The 19,103-nt window shown below is 33.6% G+C and carries 15 protein-coding genes; 14 read left to right on the top strand and 1 reads right to left on the bottom strand.

The genetic code is table 11. The annotated features are described in order from the left end of the window. Positions 1-4: 4 nt before the first annotated feature. Positions 5-2,101 (bottom strand): LTA synthase family protein, encoded by a 2,097-nt coding sequence (locus ACEN2K_RS09930; RefSeq protein ID WP_441759177.1) that lies wholly within the window; start codon positions 2,099-2,101, stop codon positions 5-7. A gap of 193 nt (positions 2,102-2,294) precedes the next feature. Between ACEN2K_RS09930 and ACEN2K_RS09925 the strand changes: the two genes are divergently transcribed. From ACEN2K_RS09925 to hisH, 14 genes are all read left to right on the top strand, one after another. Continuing rightward, entirely contained in the window at positions 2,295-2,729 is a 435-nt protein-coding gene (locus ACEN2K_RS09925; RefSeq protein ID WP_441759176.1) for a thioredoxin family protein, read from the top strand. A 7-nt stretch (positions 2,730-2,736) separates the two neighbouring features. Then, positions 2,737-3,726 (top strand): FAD:protein FMN transferase, encoded by a 990-nt coding sequence (locus tag ACEN2K_RS09920; protein ID WP_441759175.1) that lies wholly within the window; start codon positions 2,737-2,739, stop codon positions 3,724-3,726. Next, positions 3,719-3,928, top strand: a complete 210-nt coding sequence (locus tag ACEN2K_RS09915) for a DUF4266 domain-containing protein (RefSeq protein WP_441759174.1) — start codon at positions 3,719-3,721, stop codon at positions 3,926-3,928. Before ACEN2K_RS09920 ends, ACEN2K_RS09915 begins: the two co-directional genes overlap by 8 nt. 9 nt (positions 3,929-3,937) lie before the next feature. Continuing rightward, a complete protein-coding gene (locus ACEN2K_RS09910) occupies positions 3,938-5,386 on the top strand; it encodes a DUF3570 domain-containing protein (protein WP_441759173.1) in 1,449 nt (482 codons plus the stop codon). 12 nt (positions 5,387-5,398) lie between these two features. Beyond that, the gene (locus tag ACEN2K_RS09905; RefSeq protein ID WP_441759172.1) at positions 5,399-6,064 is read left to right on the top strand and encodes a response regulator transcription factor; all 666 of its coding nucleotides are present in this window, start codon (positions 5,399-5,401) and stop codon (positions 6,062-6,064) included. 3 nt (positions 6,065-6,067) lie between these two features. Next, the gene (locus tag ACEN2K_RS09900) at positions 6,068-7,462 is read left to right on the top strand and encodes a sensor histidine kinase (RefSeq protein ID WP_441759171.1); all 1,395 of its coding nucleotides are present in this window, start codon (positions 6,068-6,070) and stop codon (positions 7,460-7,462) included. Between the two features lie 57 nt (positions 7,463-7,519). Next, positions 7,520-11,854, top strand: coding sequence for a CusA/CzcA family heavy metal efflux RND transporter (locus ACEN2K_RS09895; protein ID WP_441759170.1), 4,335 nt, complete (start codon positions 7,520-7,522; stop codon positions 11,852-11,854). 10 nt (positions 11,855-11,864) lie between these two features. Further along, positions 11,865-12,983 (top strand): efflux RND transporter periplasmic adaptor subunit, encoded by a 1,119-nt coding sequence (locus ACEN2K_RS09890; RefSeq protein WP_441759169.1) that lies wholly within the window; start codon positions 11,865-11,867, stop codon positions 12,981-12,983. A 200-nt stretch (positions 12,984-13,183) separates the two neighbouring features. Further along, a complete protein-coding gene (locus tag ACEN2K_RS09885; RefSeq protein WP_441759168.1) occupies positions 13,184-13,696 on the top strand; it encodes a hypothetical protein in 513 nt (170 codons plus the stop codon). 253 nt (positions 13,697-13,949) lie between these two features. After that, a complete protein-coding gene (gene hisG / locus ACEN2K_RS09880) occupies positions 13,950-14,807 on the top strand; it encodes an ATP phosphoribosyltransferase (RefSeq protein WP_441759167.1) in 858 nt (285 codons plus the stop codon). 49 nt (positions 14,808-14,856) lie between these two features. Continuing rightward, positions 14,857-16,143 (top strand): histidinol dehydrogenase, encoded by a 1,287-nt coding sequence (hisD, locus tag ACEN2K_RS09875; protein ID WP_441759166.1) that lies wholly within the window; start codon positions 14,857-14,859, stop codon positions 16,141-16,143. A gap of 10 nt (positions 16,144-16,153) precedes the next feature. Beyond that, positions 16,154-17,200 carry a histidinol-phosphate transaminase gene (gene hisC, locus ACEN2K_RS09870; RefSeq protein ID WP_441759165.1) on the top strand — a complete coding sequence of 349 codons (1,047 nt, stop codon included), beginning with the start codon at positions 16,154-16,156 and terminating at the stop codon, positions 17,198-17,200. A gap of 20 nt (positions 17,201-17,220) precedes the next feature. Next, a complete protein-coding gene (gene hisB, locus ACEN2K_RS09865) occupies positions 17,221-18,357 on the top strand; it encodes a bifunctional histidinol-phosphatase/imidazoleglycerol-phosphate dehydratase HisB (protein ID WP_441759164.1) in 1,137 nt (378 codons plus the stop codon). Positions 18,358-18,433: 76 nt separating this feature from the next. Further along, the gene (hisH, locus tag ACEN2K_RS09860; protein WP_441759163.1) at positions 18,434-19,030 is read left to right on the top strand and encodes an imidazole glycerol phosphate synthase subunit HisH; all 597 of its coding nucleotides are present in this window, start codon (positions 18,434-18,436) and stop codon (positions 19,028-19,030) included. Positions 19,031-19,103 lie beyond the last annotated feature (73 nt).

Here is a 19,103-nt window from a genome sequence, read left to right as displayed (position 1 = left end):
ATACTTAATTTTTTTGATACTTCTTTTTCTTTAGCATATCTGATGCTGTTTGATAAAATGAGATGGTTTCATTCACCAGATCCCGCCTTTCCTTATCCAAAGGCTTTTGATCATAATACAATTGGAAATCATTTTCAATCCCTTCTTTAGGCAACAACGTCAATTGATATTGCTTTACTTGCTGTTTAGGTGAGATAATAGTCAAAATATTGTCTTTGATCATCCCTAAATCTTGATAAGTAGCGATTAAAGCTCTTGGTTTGTAGTTCTCTTTTAAAACATCTTGTCCAAAGAACTTGCTTTGGTAATTGAAATTCAATAATCCAAAAACAGTTGGCATAATGTCAATTTGTGATACCAATTTGGTGTAGTGTTGTGGTTGTATGAAACCTGGGCTATAAATCATAGCTGGAATTCGATATTTATCTACTGGAAGTTCTGTTTTACCGGCACTGGAAGCACAGTGATCTGCTAAAATAACAAAAACAGTATTCGCAAACCAAGGTTGTTTTTTGGCCATTTCAAAGAATTTCTTCATGGCATAATCAGTGTATTTTACACCACCATCTCGAGACTTCGCATCACCTGGAATATCGATTTTATTGTTCGGATAGGTAAAAGGTCGGTGGTTACTCACTGTCATAATATGATTGAAAAAAGGTTTGTTTTCCTTTGCCTCTTCGTTCATTACTTTGATGGCTTTGTTATACATATCCTCATCACAAACACCCCATATATTATCAAATGTAATTTCGTCAGCAGTGAATGCTTTTTTGTCCACAATATCGTAATCATTTCCAGAAAAGAAATCTTCCATATTATCGAAGAAAGCGTCCCCTCCATACAAATATTTGACATTGTATCCCTTTTGCTTAAATACATGAGCTGTTGAGAATTTGTCTTTGTTGTCTTTTCTTTTAACAACGCTTTCGCCTGCAGTAGGAGGTAAACACAAGGTTACGGCTTCCAGACCGCGCACAGTTCTATTTCCAGAAGCATAAAAATTAGTAAATAATAAACTTTCAGAAGCTAACTGATCTAAAAAAGGTGTTAGATTTTTATCACTGCCATACAGTTTCATGAAGTCAGCACTGTAACTTTCGATTGTTATTAAAACCACATTTTTATGATTTTCGGCTGCTGCACTTTTAATCTCTCTAAGAGTAGATTCAGTTGTTAATGACGGTATCTGATTTGCTAACAAGGCGTAAGCCTGTTTTTCAGGTAATGTCTTATAAAACTTAAAATAGTCCAATTCGCTATTCATAAAGGCAAGGTAAAAACGATAGATTCCATTTGCTTGCAGCTCATTTGAAAAGATGTTTTGCGAATTTTCGTTAGTTGCCAATGCAGGAATTGCTAGAAGTGAAAATCCAAATAATACGAAGTACAAACCTGAAATTTTAACTTTCTCAACGAAAGTAGGAATGCTGTCAATATACAACTTAGACCGACCTACAATAAAATAAGTGACAATTCCGGCAATAATAAACAAGCCTGTAAATAAAGGAACTACGGGATAAGACTCCATTATATTTCCGATGACCTCATTGGTATAGACCAAATAGTTAACTGCGATGAAATTGTATTTAACGCCGAATTCATTCCAGAAAAAATACTCACTTATCGCATTTTGAAGAATCAAAACAACAAATAAGAACATCACAAAACTAAACAACCAGAATCTTATTTTGTTTCGGTATTTTGGGAGAAAAAGCAGTAATCCAAACAGCATGGTTTTAATCCCCACGAAAATTAAACCAATTTTAGGTAAGGCCCCTCCATACTCATTAAGGATTGATTTTCCTGAATATATGTAGAGAAACAATGCTACAAAAAGTCCGAAAATAATATATCCGTAAGGTTTTAAGTATTTTGTATTCGAAATAAAAATCAAATAAAGCCATAAAAAACCACTGGCTAAAATGAATACAAAGAAATCAGAAACAATACCGAGTGAAAAAATTTTCAAAGAATCGATAAATGAAAAAGAAGCTTGCGTAATAGGATGGAAAAGCAAAACAATTCTTAAAATGAAACTGACGATAACATAGAAAAATATCAAGTTATAGAAAGGGGATAGTTTTTTTAAAAATGACATAGAGGTTAATTTTTTGTAAAAATAATGCTTTTTAAAGGATAACTAGCTAGTTTACTGTGCCATCTATTCTTAATGTTCGCTTAAGAAGAATTAGCTTTAACAATAAGTTATCAAGCTTTGAGTTAAGTTTGTTGGGTATTAAACACTTATTTATTTACTGACAGTTCTTTACATAATTTATAAATTTTATTCGATGAAAAATAAAATTGCTTTATTACTATTGCTTGTTGCATCAATAGGATATTCTCAAAACTGGCAAACGGATTTCAATCAAGCAACAACTGAAGCAAACGCTCAAAACAAACCAATTGTACTCGTTTTTTCGGGATCTGATTGGTGTGCTCCGTGCATAAAGCTAGATACAAACATTTGGCAATCTGAAACATTTAAAGAATATGCTGCCAAAAACTATATCTTAGAAAGAGCAGATTTTCCTAAAAAGAAACAAAACGAGCTGACTGCTGAATTAAAAAAGCACAATCAAGAACTAGCAGAAAAATACAATCAAGAAGGCATCTTTCCACTAGTTGTAGTTTTAGATAGTAAAGGAACAATATTAGGAAAAACCACCTATAAAAACGTAAGCCCTAACGAATATATTGAAATCCTTAATTCATTTCTAAAGTAAATAAGTGATGCGACAACTCTCTTTGTTACTATTTCTTTTTACAGTATTAGGTACTTCTGCACAAGTAACTCATAGAAGAACGTTATCCATGTTGGGCAGTCCATTTGAAATGACTGTAGTTGCAAAGGATATTCCTGAAGCAGATCATTTTATTGATATGGCTGTAGCCGAAACCTCCAGATTAGAACATTTAATTTCTGATTGGATTCCTACTACTACTATATCAGAAGTAAATAGAAATGCAGGGATAAAGCCCGTAAAGGTGCCCAAAGAAGTATTTGATTTGGTCCAGCGATCTATTAAAATATCTGAGTTAACCTCAGGAGCATTTGATATTAGTTATGCTTCAATGGATAAAATATGGAAATTTGATGGCAGCATGACTCAAATGCCAACTCCCGAAGAAATAAAAAATTCTGTAGCAAGGGTAGGGTACCAAAATATAATACTTGACGCATCTAATAGCACCGTATTTCTTAAGAATGTAGGAATGAAATTAGGTTTAGGTGGAATAGGTCAAGGATTTATTGCTGACAAAATTAAAGCGATGTTAGTAAAAGAGGGGGTCACTGCTGGAATTGTAAATATCTCAGGAGATATTAATACTTGGGGTAAACAGCTCGATGGCAAACAATGGAAAGTAGGAATTAAAAACCCATTAAATAAAGATAAAATTTTTGCTACTTTTCCCTTAGAAGATAGTGCTGTAGAAACCTCAGGTAGTTATGAAAAATATGTCACTTTTAATGGTAAAAGGTATTCACATATTATCGATACCCGCACGGGTTATCCTGCTTCTGGAATTATTAGTGTATCCGTTTTTGCAAAATCTACTGAATTAGCTGATGCCTTAGCAACGGGTATTTTTGTACTAGGTGTAGATGTGGGCCTCGATTTAGTAAATCAACTTCCGGGAGTTGGTTGTATATACGTAGAGGATAATGGTAAAATTTCAGCTTCAAAAAATATTGATTTAAAAAAGTATAAAAATGATTAGAGCACTGCTTCTTTTAGTAATTCTTGTTCTAATGCAATCATGCGTTGCAGTAAAAGAATACGATAAATTGTACATAAATGATCCCGATATGAAGTTAGCGGCAAAACCTGCTGAGCGATATGAAACTACTTTTCAAGTTTATCGTGAAGCTGCGGCTGGTGCCAATGGAGGAAAAACAGGTGGTGGTTGTGGATGTAATTAATTTTCGAAAATGAAAAAAATAGTATTAGCAGTAGTTATATTGATACATGTAACTGCCTTTGCGCAGCAGCAAGATTCCTCTACCACTTTTAAAAAAAGGGTTTTAGAAAATACTGAAGTTGACTTTTTACTGAGCTATTACAAACAGGATGGTGTCCATTCTGCAGTAGGGGGCGGGCTAGGATCTGAAAAACTTACAGATATTGCTTCTAATATTGTGGTAGCTGTACCGCTAAATGCTGATGATGTTTTGACTTTTGATGTGGGAGTGTCGGCGTATACATCTGCATCTTCCAGTAATATCAATCCGTTTAATTCTAATAAAAACACTTCTTCTACAAGTTCAGGAGCTTCTGGTCAGAGTACAACAACAACTACAGAAAATGCAGGGCCCTATGGAACTCCATGGTTTGCTTCTTCTGGAGCTTCAGGAAGTGATCAGTTGGCATCCATAACAGCAAATTACAGTCATAATTCTGATGATCGCAACACAATCTGGAATGCTGATGTTTCCTTTTCTAATGAATACGATTATACCTCAATTGGTTTTGGTGGAGGTTTTACTAAATTATTCAATCAAAAAAACACCGAAATTAGTTTCAAAGCGAATGCTTATTTAGATCAGTGGCGACCTATTTATCCAACAGAATTAAATGAATATGCTTTAAATGGTGCCAATTTTCAAAATCAAGGTTATTTAAATGGAGTAACAATTCTGGATCAAGATGGAAATAAAACAACGGATTATTTGCCTGCGTCTTTTTCAGAATATTCTAAAGTGAATAGAAATTCCTACTCGGCTTCTATTTCCTTCTCACAAATCTTGACTAAAAAAATTCAGATGTCCATTTTTATGGATTTACTAAAGCAAGAAGGACTATTGGCTACGCCATACCAAAGAGTTTATTTTGCAGATAAACCTAACTATTATATTGGTCTTCCACAGTACATTCCTGTTTATGGAACCGCGGCTAATGAAGGGGTTTATCATCTGGCCGACGATAATGAACATTTACCAAGTACACGATTTAAAGTTCCTATAGGGGCAAGGGTAAATTTCTATATTAATGAATATGTGGTTGCCAAAACCTATTACCGTTATTACCAAGATAATTGGGGGATACAAGCCCATACAGCTTCTATCGAATTACCTATTAAGCTAAATGCTAAGTTTACTATTGCTCCGTTATATCGTTATTATACGCAAACAGCATCCGATTATTTTGCTGGATACAAAGAGCATTTGTCCACAGAGGAGTTTTATACCTCTGACTATGATTTGTCTCAATTTAACAGTAACCAATATGGTTTTGGTTTAACCTACACTGATATTTTTGCCCAAGCCAAAATTTTTATTTTAGGTATGAAATCAATAGATTTACGATTGAATCATTATCAAAGGAGCGACGGCTTATCAGCAAATATTGCTTCATTAGGATTTAAATTTGAAATCGAATAATACTAAACAAAAATGCATATTTTAATAGTGGAAGATGAAGCCGGTATTGTACAATTTCTCAAACAAGGTTTAGAGGAAGAGGGCTATACTGTAACAGCAGCTTTAGACGGTCTTACGGGTTTTGAATTGGTTCAAAATAATAGTTATGATCTTATTTTATTAGACTGGATGTTACCCAAAATGAGTGGCTTTGAATTATGTAAAGCCATTAGAATAAAAGATGTCACTACTCCAATTATTTTTTTAACTGCCAAAGATACTATCCAGGAAACTATTGAAGGTTTAAAAGCTGGGGCTAATGATTATATCAAAAAACCTTTTAGTTTTGAGGAATTAGTCGAACGCATAAAAATACATTTTAGAAATCAAAAGGAGACAGAAACCCTATCTTTAGGTACGATTCTGATTGATTTGAGTAAACATAGCGTTACTGTTAATGATGCTGAAGTTGCATTAACCCAGCGAGAGTTCGAACTGCTCAGCTATCTCGTGAAAAATAAAGGAAAGGTGTGTACCCGAAACCAAATTATTGAAGATGTGTGGGATATTCATTTTGAGTATGACACGGGTGTCATTGATGTATTTATCAATGCCATTCGCAAAAAACTGAATTTAAGAATAGAAGAAGATTATATAAAAACGGTGCGAGGAGTAGGGTATATCGCTAATGATAAGTAAATAATGCAACAATTTTCATTTAAAAATAGAATCGCTTTTAATTATATCATTACTACAGCCTTGCTAATATTTGTAGTATTTGCTGTTATTTTTTCTATTGTACGACTGAGTGTTTATAGTCACATCAATAGCGATATTTCTATTGAAGTAGCACACCATTTAAAAGAAATAAATATTTCTAAAGATTCGTTTCATCTAACGCATCAAGATGAATGGAAAGAGAGAGAACACAACACAGTTGATGTAAATCCTGTTTTTATACAGTTTTTAGATCGAAATGGTAAGCTAATTGAGAAGTCACCCAATCTTAAAAAGCAAACACTAAATTTCAATAAGGAGGTAGACGATAATGAACTATTTGATACCAAATTGTTAGGGAACAAAATACGTCAAATTCAGGTTCCCATTATTTCAGAAAATATAAAAGTCGGTTATATTTTAATAGCCATGTCTTTAGAGGGAGCTTCTGTAGTTATTCAAAACTTATCTGAAATATTAATTATTGCCTATCCTTTGATTTTAATAGTACTTTTCTCCATTGCTCGTTTTATTGCTGGACGAAGTATAAAGCCGATAAGTGCTATAATTGAAACTTCTAACATCATTACAAAGGACAACTTGTCAGCTAGAATTCCGTTGCCACAAAATAAAGACGAGCTTTATGTACTTTCAAAAACAATTAACAAACTACTAGATCGAATTGAAAGTACTATTGAAAGAGAAAAGCAATTCACATCTGATGCTTCCCATGAATTACGTACGCCACTAACAGTAATTAAAGGAACACTTGAAGTTCTTGTTAGAAAACACAGAAATCCAGAAGAATATGAGGAGAAAATTAATTTTTGTGTGGCTGAAGTAGACCGTTTAAATCATTTAGTAGATCAATTGTTATTATTAGCTCGTTTTGAAAACCAAAAACAAGGCTTGCAAATAGAGCCTGTTTATTTAAATGGAATTATATTAGATACACTTTCTAGATATACCAATACAATTCAGGCGAAGGAAATTCAAATTGTCACTGACTTCTCCCACGATTTTTATATCAATACTGATAATTATTTATTTTCAATAATTATTAACAATTTGATTTCCAATGCTTTAAAATACTCAAATAAAAACACTAAATTAGCTATTACCATTACAAAAGATGTTAATACTATTGAATGCAGGATAATCGATTCGGGTATTGGAATTGATTCGAAAGATGTTGGGAAAATTTATAATTCTTTTTTTAGATCTGATTCTACTGACCATCCTGAAATTAAAGGTACAGGATTAGGATTATCAATTGTAAAAAAATTATGCGGATTGCTTGCTATTGAAATTCAAATTTCCAGTGAAAAGAATGTGGGGACTTCAGTTATTTTAAGCATGCATGAAGAAGACCTTAAGTAGTTCTTAAGACAACTTTTCCATTTTCACTGTATTTTTGAAAGATAAAATAAAGTTAAAATGCTCGAAAAAATAATTGCTTTTAGTCTTAAAAACAAACTCATTGTTTTACTATTTACCTTAGGGATTTTTGCCTTTGGAGTTTACTCCATCTTTCAAATTTCCATTGGTGCGGTACCTGATGTGACTAATAATCAGGTGCAGGTAATTACAACTTCTCGTAATCTGGCTACCCAAGATATTGAACAATACATTACATATCCAGTCGAAATTGAAATGGCTAATTTGCCTGGAGTACAGGAGATCAGATCTATTTCTAAATTTGGATTATCTGTCGTTACTATTGTTTTTGATGATGATTTGGGAACATATTTGCCCAGACAATTAATTGCCGAAAAAATCAAATCAGCTTCTGAGAAAATTCCAGCAGGCTTTGGCTCCCCAGAAATGGGCCCCATTACAACTGGACTTGGGGAAATTTATCAATATACACTTGAAGTAAAACCACAATTCAAAAGTCAATATTCAGTAACTGATTTAAGAACAATACAGGACTGGGTTGTAAAACGCCAACTATCTGGTATAAAAGGAGTGGTGGAAATTAATACCTGGGGAGGCTTTTTAAAACAATATGAAATTGCTATAAAGCCATCCAATTTAAAGGCGATGAACATCAGTACTACCGATGTTTTCACAGCGCTCGAAAAAAATAATAGTATTGCTGGTGGTGCTTATATTGAAAAAATCAATCAAAGCTATTTTATTCGAGCAGAAGGAAAGGTTAAATCGCTACAGGATATTGAAAATATTGTTGTTAAGAACAGTAACGGTCTGCCTATTTATATTAAAAATGTTGCCGAAGTTCGTTTTGGATCTGCCAATCGTTTTGGCGCCATAACTGGTAATGGAGAAGGCGAAAAAGTGCTAGGCCAAGTAATGATGCTTAAGGGAGCTAATTCTAAGCAAGTTATAAACGATGTTAAAGATAGGATAGCTATAATTCAAAAATCACTTCCTGAAGGTGTTTATATCAATGGCTTTTTAGAACGAAGCGAATTAGTAGGCAAAACAACATTTACCGTAGCCGAAAATTTAATTTTAGGCTGTTTGATAGTTATTTTTGTTGTGGTTTTATTGTTAGGGAACTGGCGTTCGGGATTAGTTGTTGCCTCGGTAATTCCTTTGTGTTTACTCTTTGCTATTTCACTGATGAATATATTTGGAATTGATGCTAACTTAATGAGCTTAGGAGCCATAGATTTTGGAATTATCATTGATGGAGCAGTAATTATCGTAGAGTTTATTGCTTTTCAAATTGCCAGTAAATCCGCTCAGTTAGGTCCACTTTCTAAAGAAGACAGACAAGTTCAGATTGACCAAATAACGTATAAAAGTGCATCAAAAATGATGAATTCAGCCATCTTTGGACAGCTGATTATTTTAATTGTTTTTATACCCATTCTTTCTCTATCTGGTATTGAAGGTAAAATGTTTAAGCCTATGGCTATGACCTTTAGTTTTGCTTTAGTGGGAGCGATGCTTTTTTGTTTTACGTATGTTCCTGTAGTTTCTTCTTTATTTTTAAAACCAAAAGAAGAGAACCCAAATTCTATTTCTAGTAAATTAATACGAAAATTAAATTCTTGGTATCTCCCCATTATTACTTGGGCATTAACGAATACTAAAAAGGTGCTGTATGGTGCTGTTGGATTACTGCTGATGGCAGTAGTATTATTTGCAACAATGGGAGGAGAATTTATTCCCACCTTAGACGAAGGGGATTTTGTAATTCAGCCAGTTTTAAAAACGGGAACATCACTAACAAAAACAATTGCTACGACTACTAAAATAGAGCAAATTATTCTTAAAAATTTCCCAGAAGTACAGCAGGTTGTCAGTAGGATAGGAGCTGCAGAGGTACCTACAGATCCTATGAGTATGGAGGAAAGTGATGTAATTGTAAAGCTTAAGCCAAAATCAGAATGGGTCTCTGCATCGAGCAAAGATGAACTCGCAGATAAAATTAAAACCGCTATCGAAAAACAGATTCCAAATATGGAAATTGAATTTACGCAGCCGATTGAAATGCGTTTTAACGAATTAATTTCAGGTACACGATCTGATGTCGCGGTAAAAGTGTTTGGTGAAGATTTAAATGTTTTAGCCAGAAAAGCGCACGAGATTAAAAAAGCTATAGCAAATGTCGAAGGCGCATCAGATGTCATTATTGAAAAAACGGAAGGCTTGCCTCAGATGACAGTACGCTATGACCGATCTAAAATAGCCCGTTATGGGTTGAATATTTCCGACTTAAATGATATGATTGCGCTGGGATTTGCAGGGAAAACGGTAGGAAATGTATTTGAAGGTGAAAAACGTTTTGATATGGTAATCCGTTTGGATCAATCCAATCGACAAGACATAAATGACCTAAAAAACCTATATGTATCCACTTCTAATGGGCAACAAATTCCGTTACAAGAACTAGCAAACATTGAGTATACCGAAGGACCAGCCAAAATATCTAGAGACAATACCAATAGAAGAATTGTCGTAGGAATCAATGTGAGAAATAGAGATTTACAAAGTGTTGTTACTGATATTCAGAAAATTGTTGACACTCAAATTAAATTACCCGCAGGATACTATGTGCAATATGGAGGGCAATTTGAAAACTTGCAAAGTGCTAAAGCAAGATTGATGATTGCGGTTCCTATTGCCTTATTTTTAATATTTATCTTATTGTACTTTGCCTTCGGTTCTATCAAAGAGGCGTTAATGGTTTATTCGGCGATACCGCTTTCGGCAGTAGGTGGTGTGTTATTTTTATGGATACGCGGTTTACCCTTTAGTATTTCGGCTGGAGTCGGGTTTATTGCCTTATTTGGAATTGCTGTTTTAAACGGAATTGTATTGATCGAACATTTTAAAGAATTAAAACATCAGGGAATGAAAAATATTGACGAACTAATTTTAAAAGGAACGACAGATAGATTACGTCCCGTTTTGTTAACTGCGGCAGCAGCAGCGCTAGGTTTTTTACCAATGGCAATCTCTTCCTCGGCAGGAGCTGAGGTGCAGCGCCCTTTAGCAACAGTTGTTATTGGAGGCTTGTTTACTGCAACTATTTTAACCATGGTGGTTTTACCAATTTTATTTAAAGTATTTGATAAAAAAGAGTTTAAAAAACCAAAGTTTAAAAAACATCAAAGTACAACTTATACTATATTGTTTTTATTGAGTGCTACTGTTTCATTTTCTCAAAATCCGAACTCTGAATTAGAAAGTTTGATTCAAAGCGGTATTGCGAATAATAAAGGATTAAAAGCTTTTCAATTGCAAGTTGATAAGCATCAGGCAAACATTAAAACTGCTTATACGTTTGATAAAACCACTGTTTACTACAATTACGATCAAAATAATATTGCATTTAATAATGAACCGTTAAAGATTTTTGGAGCGCAGCAACGTTTTTCTTTTCCCACAGTATATAACGCTCAAAAAAAGCTTAATACCACAGAATATGAAAAAGAAAAAGCCCATTATGAAATTCAAAAAAATAAATTGTCCCTAGAAATATCCAAGGCATATTATCAAATTGTGTATTTGCAGCATCAAGAAAAACTGTACCATTATCTGGATAGTTTGTATCAAAATTTTTCCAAAGCAAGTGACAGACGTTTTGAATTAGGAGAAACTAATTATCTAGAAAAAATAACGGCCCAAGCTAAATTTCGACAAATAAAAACTAAATTATCACAGCTAGAAAATGATAAATTTATACAGTATAATGTGCTAAAATCTTTAATCCAATCTGATGAAAATATAGTGGTTAAAAGCATAGAAATTGCGCCTTTGCTTAATTCAACCAATGAGTCAGTTAAATCTTCATATAGTGATTATTTAGAGAGAATTACAGATAATTATAAAAGTCAAGTAAATCTGCAAAAACAAAGCTGGTTACCTGATGTACATTTGGACTATTTCAGAGGTTCAAATAAAGGATTATCAAAGTCGTTAAATGGTTTTCAGGTGGGTTTAGGATTACCTATTCTGTTCTCAGGAAATGTATCCAAAGCTAAAGTAGCTCAACTGGAATTACAAAGTTGGGAACAACAAAAACAGAACGAAGAGTTAAAAATGGACAGTTATTTAGTCCAAAAAAAGAACGAATTAGCAAAATACCAGCAAGCCATAAATTACTATAATCAATACGGGAAAAAGTTATCAGATGAAATTATTAAGGTTGGAAATATGAGCCATAAACATGGCGAAATTGACTTTTTTCAATACATCCAAAGTTTAGAAAACGCAACTGCCATCCAAGTGGAATATTTAGCCAATGTGCTACAATACAATATTACAGAACTTGATTCCCAATACCTTAATTACTAAAAATCTAAAAATGAATAAATTTATATACCTATTAACGTTGTCAGTAATTTTGTTCTCTTGTAAAGAAGCCAAGCAAGAGGAAGCTATAGTTAAAGATGATAATCTGACAGCAGTGACTGTACAGCAGTTTAAGTCCGCAGGAATGGAAATTGCCAATCCTTCAGATCAAGAATTTGATATTACCGTAAAAACATCAGGTAAAATAGATGTTCCGCCACAAAACAGAGCTCAAGTGACCACGTTTGTTGGTGGGAATGTAAAATCGACTAGACTATTAGTAGGAGACAAAGTAACAAAAGGACAAGCCTTATTAACACTTGAAAATACCGCTTTTCTAGATATTCAAAAGGAATATCTTGACGTTGCTGAACAAATCAAGTATTTAAAATCAGAATATGATCGCCAAAAAACTTTATTCGACGAGAAGATAACTTCACAAAAGAACTATTTGAAAGCAGAGAGTGAGTATCGAAGAACGAAAGCAATGTACCAAAGTCTTAGAGCAAAGCTAAAGATGTTGAATATCAATCCTGCTAAGGTTGAGCAAGGGCAACTAACCTCCATTATTACTATTTTCTCGCCTATATCTGGTGATATTGTGGTGATGAATGCTAATGCAGGGATGTATGTTGGTCCTACCGACGTCTTATTAGAAATTATACAAACAGATCATTTGCATTTGGAATTATCTGTTTTTGAAAAAGATATTTTAAAAGTAAAAGTAGGTCAAAAAATAAATTTTACTGTTCCTGAAGCCTCAAAAGAGGTATTTAATGCTGAAGTACATTTAGTGGGAAAATCGATTGAAGGCAATGATAGAACCATCAATGTTCATGGCCACTTAGAAGAGAATGTTAAACAAAGTTTAATCACTGGAATGTTTGTTGAAGCAGGGATTGTAGTTGATTCAAAAAAAGGTTTAGCTATTCCTAATGAAGCACTAATAACTGAAAACAATAAAAACTTCGTACTTTTATTAAAGGAAAATAAAGAGAATAGTTATTTTTTTGAGAAAGTAGCTGTAAAAATTGGAGCACGCTCCGATAAATATTCCGAAGTTTTACCCAACAACCAAATTAGTGCTGCCTCAAAAATTCTAATTAAAGGGGTTTTTGATTTAATCAATTAGTTGTAGAGAGATTGCTACTGTGATTAATAAGTAGATAAAGTTTGATTTGTTTGATAAGATGGAGAGATCGTTATTTGTGTTTTGTTTTACTGCTTGTTGTTTTAATTAAGGGACGGAATGATTATATGTTCAATGTTTTATTAGCGAAATAAATGTATTAGGTTTGTTACCTATTAATTCACCATTATAAATATACTATTATGAATGATGCACACTTACACATGCTTGTCAACCATTTTCCTATCATAGGAACTATTTTTGGTCTAGGAATATTAATTATTGGATTTGTATTTAAAAACAATACTCTTAAGTTTACTGCGTATGTACTGTTTCTAGTTGCTGCAATTTTTGCATTTGCAAGCATGGCAACAGGAGAAGGAGCCGAGGAGCTCGTTGAAGATATGCCAAACATAGGGCATCAAATTATTCATGAGCATGAAGAATTAGCTGAAAAATTGGCAATACTGTTATATGCAACAGGCCTGTTCAGTATTTTATCTCTTTACACTGCGATCAAAAAGCATAAATATGCCTCCATACTTTCTTATATCACCTTAGTTTTAGCTATCGGCGCAACAGTTGTAGGTTCTTTAGTGGGCAATTCTGGTGGTGAAATTCGTCACACCGAAATTAGAAAAAATGCACTAGACAGTACGATTACAAAGGAAAATATAGATACTGATGCTGTGCTTGACCACGAAGATGAACATTAGGTTTAACAAAAAAGTATCATTAAGTTAAAATAATAATTGCTTTTGAATCAAAAAAGCACTTATATTTGCATAATAAAAAAAACAATCATGTTTACAATACAATTACATCACCATCATTTTCATTATTGCTCTCAAGCGATGTGTTAATGATATGTATGTAAGTCATCATATTTAAAAACCCGTTTGAGTACATCAAACGGGTTTTTTATTGCCTCATATTGTACTCAAGCATAACTAGTAAAAAAACAAAAAAATGAGTACATTAAAAATTGCAATTCAAAAATCAGGACGCTTAAACGAAGACAGTATTCAAATCCTAAAAGATTGCGGAATTTCTATAAATAACGGAATTGATCAGTTAAAAGCTGAAGCGTCTAATTTTCCCCTTGAAGTTTTATATTTAAGAAATTCTGATATTCCTCAATATTTGATTGATGGAGTAGTAGATATTGCTATTGTGGGAGATAATTTATTAGTAGAAAAAGGAAAAGGAATTCAAGTAGTTCAGAAACTTGGATTTTCAAAATGCAAAGTTTCTGTAGCAGTTCCTAAAGCATTTGAATACAATTCCATTCAGGATTTAGATGGACTTCGTATTGCTACTTCGTATCCCAATACAGTTATTGACTATTTTAAATCATTTGGTGTCAATGTGGATATTCACCAAATTTCTGGTTCAGTTGAAATTGCGCCAAATATAGGTTTAGCTGATGCAATTGTAGATATCGTTTCTAGCGGAAGTACTTTGTTTAAAAACAACCTGAAAGAAGTAGAGATTATTTATAAAAGTGAAGCAGTGTTAGCGGTATCTCCTAAAGTGACTCCCGATGTTCAAAAATTAATAGATACTTTAAAGTTCAGAATTGAATCTGTTTTAAGAGCTAGAAAATCAAAATACATCTTGATGAACGTTCCCAATGATAAAATTGATGCAGTAGGAAAAATTCTTCCGGTACTACGTAGTTTAACAGTCTTACCATTAGCACAAGAAGGATGGAGTAGTGTACATTCAGTTATTGATAAAGATACTTTTTGGGATGTTATCGATCAATTGAAAGAGGCAGGAGCCGAAGGGATTTTGATTTGCCCAATTGAGAAAATGGTACTTTAAGTAATTATTTTTTCAATCTTTTAATTTTTCAATCTTTAAATCAAATTAAATGAATAAAATATACGAACCCACAGCAGATACTTGGTCAGCTTTATTAGAGCGACCTACAAAAACGGTTGACGATATTGAACTTACGGTAAAAGAAATTTTTAAAGAAGTTCAGAAAAAGGGAGATGAAGCTGTAGCCAAATACACTTCGATATTTGACGGTGTAAGTTGTGATAACATAGAAGTTTCTAAGCAAGAAATTGAAGATGCAGTAGCTGTTGTTCCGGCTGAATTAAAAGAAGCGATTCAGTTAGCTAAAAGTAATATCGAAAAATTCCACGCTGCTCAAAAAACGCCTAAAGTTGAAGTAGAAACCGTTGAAGGTGTGCAATGCTGGCAAGAAAAAAGACCAATTCAAAAAATTGGTTTGTATATTCCTGGAGGAACTGCACCTTTGTTTTCAACTGTTTTAATGCTGGCTGTTCCTGCAAATATTGCGGGCTGTAAAGAGATTGTTTTGTGTTCACCTCCAGACAAAACAGGAACTATAAATCCGGCTATTTTATATGCTGCGCAACTGTGTGGAGTAACTAAAATAGTGAAGGTAGGTGGTATACAGGCTATTGCAGCTTTGACTTTTGGTACGCAAAGTATTCCTAAAGTGTATAAAATTTTTGGACCAGGAAACCAATTTGTAACTGTAGCTAAACAATTAGCAACCCAATTTGGCGTTGCTATAGATATGCCAGCAGGACCTTCGGAATTATTGGTTGTGGCTGATGATACGGCTGTACCGGCTTTTGTAGCTTCAGATTTGTTGTCACAAGCAGAACACGGAACGGATAGCCAAGTGATTTTAGTTTCGACTTCTAAAAAGCTAATAGATGCAGTTGAAGAGGAGATTCAACTTCAATTAGAGCAATTAGCTCGTAAAGAAATTGCAGAGAAAGCGATTGCTAATTCCAAATTGATTTACGTTCAAAACGATACGATTGCCTTAGACTTAATCAATGAATACGGACCAGAACACTTTATTGTGTGCACGGCAAACGATGATTTTTATGTCAACGGAATAGAAAATGCTGGTTCGATTTTTATTGGGAATTATACGCCCGAAAGCGCAGGAGACTATGCTTCAGGTACAAATCATACGTTGCCTACAAACGGTTATGCTAAAAACTATAGCGGTGTTAACTTAGATAGTTTTGCTAAATCAATGACTTTCCAAAAGATATCTAAAATTGGAATTCAAAATATTGGTAGCGCCATTGAAATTATGGCTGAAGCTGAGGGATTACAAGCACATAAGAACGCGGTAACGTTAAGATTGAAAGATTTAAAAATTTAAAGAGTAAACGATGAATTTCGATTTAAATAATTTAGTTCGTGAGAACGTCAAAACCATGAGACCGTATTCATCAGCACGTGATGAATTTAAAGATTTTGATGTGGCTCAAATGATTTTTTTGGATGCCAATGAAAATCCGTATCAAAATGGTGTAAATAGATATCCAGACCCACAACAAACTAGTGTAAAAGCAGTTTTGGCAAAACAAAGAAACCTAAAAACTGATCAAGTTTTACTAGGAAATGGTAGCGATGAAGTATTGGATTTATTGTTCAGAGCTTTTTGTGAGCCAAAGGTTGATAACGTCATTACATTACCACCTACTTACGGAATGTACAGTGTTCTGGCTAATATTAATGCGGTAGAAAATAGAGAAGTAGTACTATCAACTGATTTCCAGCCGGAGATTGATGCAATTCTTGGAGCTGTAGACACGAATACAAAAATGATCTTTCTATGTTCGCCTAACAACCCAACAGGAAATTCTTTTGCTGATGAAAGTGTGGTGACCTTATTACAAAATTTTAAGGGCTTAGTAGTTATTGATGAAGCCTACATCGACTTTTCAAAGAAACCAAGTTGGTTGAATGAATTAGACGAATATCCAAATTTGGTTATTACGCAAACATTATCAAAAGCATATGGTTTAGCAGGAATCCGTTTGGGAATTTGTTATGCTTCTGCTGCTGTAATTGCTATTTTAAATAAAATTAAGCCTCCTTATAATGTTAATGAATTAACACAACAAAGGGCATTAGAAAGATTGGCAGACAAAGAAAAAATACAATTAGAAATTGACTCAATTATAATACAAAGAGATGATTTACTTAAAGTATTACAAGAAGTCAATTTTGTTTCTAAAATTTATCCAACGGAAGCTAATTTTGTTTTAATTAAAGTTGATGATGCCACTAAAAGATATAATGAATTAATAGCTGAAGGAATTGTCATCAGAAACAGAACCACACAGCCACTTTGTGAAAATACTTTGCGTCTGACAATTGGAACTATTGAAGAAAATAAAAAATTAATGGATGCATTAGTTGCGATCAGCTAACTGTCAAAAGAAAAATAAAAATGAAAAAAGTACTTTTTATCGATCGTGATGGAACGATTGTTTTAGAACCAGAAGGATATCAATTAGATAGTTTAGATAAATTAGAATTTTATCCAAAATCATTTCAATATTTGGCCAAGATTGCCAATGAATTGGATTATGAATTAGTGATGGTGACCAATCAAGATGGACTAGGAACAGATAGTTTTCCAGAAGAAACATTTTGGCCTACACAAAATTTTATTTTGAGAGCTTTTGAGAATGAAGGGATTCTTTTTGACGATATTTTTGTAGATCGTTCTTTTCCGGAAGACAATGCTCCAACGCGCAAGCCAAGAACGGGAATGTTGACGAAATATATTGACAATCCAGCCTATGATTTGGTTAATTCATTTGTATTAGGAGATCGTTTAACCGATGTAGAATTGGCCAAAAATCTTGGTGCAAAAGCCATTTTTATGAACACGAGCGAAGGTGCTGGAAGTACTGAAATAGCTTCGAAACGTGAGGAATTAAATGATGTTATAACATTGCAATCAACTGATTGGAAGGTAATTTATGAGTTCCTTAAACTGGAAGCTCGTTCAGCTACAATTTCAAGAAAAACCAATGAAACGGACATTTTTATTAATTTAAACCTTGATGGTACAGGGAAAAGTAAAATTGAAACTGGAATCGCTTTTTTTGACCATATGCTCGACCAAATTGCCCGTCACGGACAAATGGACTTAGAAATTCTTGTAAAAGGTGATTTAGAGGTAGATGAACATCATACCATTGAGGATACAGCAATTGCCCTTGGAGAAGTTTTTGCAAAAGCATTGGGAAATAAATTAGGTATTGAGCGTTATGGTTTTTGTTTACCAATGGATGACTGTTTAGCACAAGTAGCTATTGATTTTGGAGGTAGAAATTGGTTGGTTTGGGAAACTGAATTCAAACGGGAGATGGTAGGAAAAATGCCTACAGAGATGTTCTTGCATTTTTTTAAATCTTTCTCAGATGGGGCTAAAGCTAATATCAATATTAAAGCCGAAGGACAAAACGAGCACCACAAGATTGAAGCGATTTTTAAGGCTTTTGCCAAAGCTGTAAAAGTAGCGGTTAAACGTGATACAGAGAAAATGATTTTGCCTTCAACGAAGGGAATGTTGTAAAAATTAGTTCAAAGTTCAATGTTTCAGGTTCTATGTAGAACTTTAAATGTTAAACTTTAAACCTGAAACTAAATACATGAAAATAGTAATTATTAATTACGGAGCAGGAAACATTCAAAGCATTATGTTTGCTATCGAAAGATTAGGATATAAAGCCGTTTTGAGTAATAATCCTGAAGAAATAAAAGCAGCCGATAAAGTGATTTTTCCAGGTGTGGGCGAAGCAAGCTCGGCGATGAAAATGTTGCTAGCAAGTGGTTTAGATACGTTGATTCCAACGTTGACGCAACCTGTTTTGGGAATTTGTTTAGGAATGCAATTGATGTGCAACAGTTCTGAAGAAGGTAACACAAAAGGATTGGGAATTTTTGACGTAGATGTTCTAAAATTTTCTACAAAAGTTAAAGTGCCACAAATGGGTTGGAATACGATTTATAACTTGAAATCAGATTTGTTTAAAGACATTTCAGAAGACGAGTATATGTATTTAGTACACAGTTTTTATGCTCCATATTGCGCTGAATCTATTGCTACCACAAATTACGAAGTCGAATATGCTTCGGCATTACAAAAAAACAATTTTTACGGAACCCAATTTCACCCAGAAAAAAGCGGTGATGTAGGAGAGAAAATTTTAGGAAATTTTCTAAAATTAAAAGATGGAAAGATGTAATGATTAAAAAATTCTGAATCGGGTACTACCAAGTTCAAAATTGCTAATCGTTAAATTCTTCAATTTTTAAATC

The sequence above is a fragment of the Flavobacterium sp. W21_SRS_FM3 genome (genome assembly GCF_052113625.1).
Lineage (GTDB): Bacteria > Bacteroidota > Bacteroidia > Flavobacteriales > Flavobacteriaceae > Flavobacterium.
This window is presented reverse-complemented; position numbering and strand designations above follow the sequence as displayed.

Excerpts from the sequence above, each read along its gene's own strand:
- ACEN2K_RS09930 (WP_441759177.1), bottom strand. The coding sequence starts at position 2,101 with ATGTCATTTTTAAAAAAACTATCCCCTTTCTATAACTTGATATTTTTC.
- ACEN2K_RS09925 (WP_441759176.1), top strand. The coding sequence starts at position 2,295 with ATGAAAAATAAAATTGCTTTATTACTATTGCTTGTTGCATCAATAGGA.
- ACEN2K_RS09920 (WP_441759175.1), top strand. The coding sequence starts at position 2,737 with ATGCGACAACTCTCTTTGTTACTATTTCTTTTTACAGTATTAGGTACT.
- ACEN2K_RS09915 (WP_441759174.1), top strand. The coding sequence starts at position 3,719 with ATGATTAGAGCACTGCTTCTTTTAGTAATTCTTGTTCTAATGCAATCA.
- ACEN2K_RS09910 (WP_441759173.1), top strand. The coding sequence starts at position 3,938 with ATGAAAAAAATAGTATTAGCAGTAGTTATATTGATACATGTAACTGCC.
- ACEN2K_RS09905 (WP_441759172.1), top strand. The coding sequence starts at position 5,399 with ATGCATATTTTAATAGTGGAAGATGAAGCCGGTATTGTACAATTTCTC.
- ACEN2K_RS09900 (WP_441759171.1), top strand. The coding sequence starts at position 6,068 with ATGCAACAATTTTCATTTAAAAATAGAATCGCTTTTAATTATATCATT.
- ACEN2K_RS09895 (WP_441759170.1), top strand. The coding sequence starts at position 7,520 with ATGCTCGAAAAAATAATTGCTTTTAGTCTTAAAAACAAACTCATTGTT.
- ACEN2K_RS09890 (WP_441759169.1), top strand. The coding sequence starts at position 11,865 with ATGAATAAATTTATATACCTATTAACGTTGTCAGTAATTTTGTTCTCT.
- ACEN2K_RS09885 (WP_441759168.1), top strand. The coding sequence starts at position 13,184 with ATGAATGATGCACACTTACACATGCTTGTCAACCATTTTCCTATCATA.
- hisG (WP_441759167.1), top strand. The coding sequence starts at position 13,950 with ATGAGTACATTAAAAATTGCAATTCAAAAATCAGGACGCTTAAACGAA.
- hisD (WP_441759166.1), top strand. The coding sequence starts at position 14,857 with ATGAATAAAATATACGAACCCACAGCAGATACTTGGTCAGCTTTATTA.
- hisC (WP_441759165.1), top strand. The coding sequence starts at position 16,154 with ATGAATTTCGATTTAAATAATTTAGTTCGTGAGAACGTCAAAACCATG.
- hisB (WP_441759164.1), top strand. The coding sequence starts at position 17,221 with ATGAAAAAAGTACTTTTTATCGATCGTGATGGAACGATTGTTTTAGAA.
- hisH (WP_441759163.1), top strand. The coding sequence starts at position 18,434 with ATGAAAATAGTAATTATTAATTACGGAGCAGGAAACATTCAAAGCATT.